The sequence below is a fragment of the Mesorhizobium sp. M0106 genome (assembly GCF_040322715.1).
GTDB lineage: Bacteria > Pseudomonadota > Alphaproteobacteria > Rhizobiales > Rhizobiaceae > Mesorhizobium.
In genome coordinates this window covers 1-2,889 of record NZ_JAMYUA010000104.1, presented here as the reverse complement: position 1 = coordinate 2,889, position 2,889 = coordinate 1, and the positions used below count along the sequence as shown (strand labels likewise).

Annotated in this window: 1 protein-coding gene; it reads right to left on the bottom strand. The window is 66.7% G+C overall.

Going from position 1 to position 2,889, the window contains the following annotated elements:
* On the bottom strand, positions 1-2,889 hold a 2,889-nt coding region (locus NKJ55_RS35135; RefSeq protein ID WP_352453886.1), incomplete at both ends, for a non-ribosomal peptide synthetase.

Sequence of the window (2,889 nt, the reverse complement as noted above, 5' to 3'; positions counted from 1 at the left end):
CCCATTCATGCTCGATCAGCCGTGCGGCGACCTCGCCCGGCTCGATGCGGAAGCCGCGGATCTTCACCTGGTCGTCATTGCGGCCGAGGAACTCCAGATTGCCGTCCGGCAGATAACGGGCCAGATCGCCGGTCTTGTACAGCCGATCGCCTTCCACAAACGGACTGGCGATGAACCGCTCCGCCGTCAGCTCGGGGCGGTTGAGATAACCGCGCGCAACGCCGGCCCCGCCGATATAGAGCTCGCCCACCGCCCCGAACGGCACCGGCTGACCATGAGCGTCCAACAGATACACCCGCGTGTTCGCAATCGGACGGCCGATCGTCTCAACGACAGCCTCGCCCCTCGGCATGCAAATCCAGGTCGAGTACGTCGTCGTCTCGGAAGGCGCGTATAGATTACAGATCTTCTCGACGCCGCTGCTATCGAAGACCCTCTCGATCAGATCTGCCTTCAGCCGCTCGCCGCATGAATTGATGACGCTTGTCGAAGCGGGCACGGCTTGCCGGTCGACCAGAGCGGCGATCGCCGAGGGGACCGTGTTGATCAAGGACACATCCAAGGGCGTCTGCGCCAGCGCCAGCGCATCCTCGACGAGATACAGGGTGCTTCCTTGCGACAGCGGAACGAAACACTCATAGACGGACAGATCAAAACTGATCGAGGTAGAAAACAGCGTGCGGCTAATCTCTGAGTCCGCAAACACGCCGCTGCTCCAATGCAGCAGGTTCACGGTGCTCCGATGCTCGACCATGACGCCCTTTGGGGTTCCGGTTGAGCCTGAGGTGTAGATGACATAGGCGAGATGGCGGGATGTGAGGCCAAGGGCGCGCGGGTCGGGGTCGCAAGCCGGCAGCCCGGCCCAGGCTGGGGTGGCCGTATCCAGTTCGACCACGCTCACATCGGCCAGCGCCTCGGTGCCCAGTGCTGCGCGGCCGGCCGCATCGCAAAGCAGCCGCCGCGGCGCGGCTTCGCCGACAACCTGCCGCAGCCGCGCGCAGGGATAGGCCGGGTCGAGCGGCAGATAGGCGCCGCCCGCCTTCAGGATCGCCAGAAGCCCCACCACCATGGCCGGGCTGCGTTCCAGGCAGATCGCCACCGGCTGATCCGGCCTGACCCCGAGCCCGATCAGGTGATGCGCCAGGCGGTTGGCCCGCGCGTTGAGCTCGCCATAGCTCAGGCGCTCGTCCTCGCAGACCACCGCCACCGCCTCGGGCGTCCGGCGCACCTGCTGCTCGAACAGCTCATGGATGCAGCGCTCCGAAGGATAGGCCGCCGCCGTCCGGTTCAGCTCCTCCAGCAGATACGCCCGCTCTTCGGCCGGCAAAAGCTCGATGCGGCCGACCGGCTGCCCGGCATCGGCAACCATCGCCCGCAGCAATGCCAAAAGATAACCGCGCTGCCGCTCGATCGTCGCTTCGTCGAACAGCGCCGTGGCATAGTGCAGCGATCCGGCGATCTGATCGCCATCTTCGCCAAGGCTCAGCTCCAGATCGAACTTGACCTGATCGATCCCCTCCCCCGTAGCCTCTACACTCAGCCCCGGCAGGTCCAATGACCCGACCGCATTGTTCTGCCAGGCCAGCATCACCTGGAACAGCGGCGTGTGATCAAGATGCCGTGGCGGCTTGACGATCTCGACCACCTGCTCGAACGGCAGGTCCTGATGCTCCTGCGCGGCCAGCGCCGTGCGCCGCGTCCGCTCCAGAAGCTGCGCCACGCTCGGCGCGCCCGACAGGTCGACCCGCAGCGCCAGCGTGTTGACGAAGAAGCCGATCAGCTCTTCGATCTCGCGCCGGCCGCGATTGGCGCTCGGCACGCCGATCACGACGTCGTCCTGCCCCGACAGGCGCGACAGCACCGCCGCCCAGGCCGCCAGCACCGTCATGAACAAGGTCGTGCCATGCTGCCGGCTCAGCCGCTTCAGACCCCGCGTCAGATCCGCATCGATGACGACCGGCACGCTCGCCCCGGCAAAGGATTGCTCGGCCGGCCGCGGCCGGTCCGTCGGCAGCGCCAGCCGGGCCGGGGCGCCGGACAGGCTGCCGCGCCAATATTGCGCCTGGGCCTGCAGCCGTTCCCCCGACAGCCACTGGCGTTGCCAGGCGGCATAATCCGGATACTGGATCGCCAGCGGCGGCAAAGGACCGTCCTGTCCAGCCGCGAGCGCCCGGTAAAGCTGACTGAGTTCCCGCACCAGCACGCCCATCGACCAGCCGTCCGAGACGATGTGATGCTGCGTCAGCAGGAAGACGTGTTCCTCATCCGCCAGCCGGATCAGACGCGCGCGGATCAGCGGCCCGCGCGCCAGATCGAACGGCGTGTGCGCCTCTTCATGGCACAGATCCGAAAGCGCGGCTTGCGCATCCGGCCGGCCGGATAGATCGTGCTCGATCACCGGCAGACCCGCATCCGGCGGCAGAACCTCGACCCGGGGCTTGCCCTGCGGCGCGACAAAGACACTGCGCAGCGCCTCATGGCGGGCAAACAGACGGTCAAGGCTGCGCTGCCAGGCGCTGCGGTCGAGCACACCACGCAGCCACAAGGCCAGCGGAATGTGATAGTTCGTGCTGCTCTCGTCCAACTGCGCCAAAAACCATAGCCGCTGCTGCGCGAACGACAGCACAAGCGGCTCATGACGCGACACGGCCACAATCGCCGGCAGGTCTTGCGGACCGGAGCGGCTCAACACCTCGACGATGCTTGCCGCAAGATCGGAAAGCACCGGCCTGGCGAACAGCGTCGACAGCGGCAGTTCCACGCCAACAGCCCGCGACAGCCGGCTCAAGAGCTGCACCGCCAGCAGCGAGTGGCCGCCGAGCTCGAAGAAGTTGTCATGGCGTCCGACCCGCTCGACCCCGAGAAGCTCCGCCCAGATCTGCGCCAGCG